We start from the raw sequence: 245 nt of genomic DNA on the forward strand, positions 1-245 counted from the left end.
AAATCGCCGAAGATAAAATCGCTGAAATTAAAGAGCATAAAAAACAAGTAGAAGATAAAGTCGCTGAAGTAAAAGAACATAAGCAAAATATCGATAACAAAGTTAATGAGATTAAAGAACATAAACAAACTGTCGATGAAAAAGTGAATGAAATGAAGCAACATAAAGAGAACATTGATCAAAAGGTTAATGAACTTAAGGAAGTTAAAAAACAAGTAGATGACAAATTAGCTGAGTTAAAGAAA

Annotated in this window: 1 pseudogene; it reads left to right on the top strand. The window is 28.6% G+C overall.

Annotated elements, in window-relative coordinates:
* Positions 1-245, top strand: a pseudogene (locus tag MR170_RS31670) (LPXTG cell wall anchor domain-containing protein); the annotation flags it as partial.

The organism is Bacillus cereus group sp. BfR-BA-01524 (genome assembly GCF_022662595.1).
Taxonomy (GTDB): Bacteria; Bacillota; Bacilli; order Bacillales; family Bacillaceae_G; genus Bacillus_A; species Bacillus_A thuringiensis_S.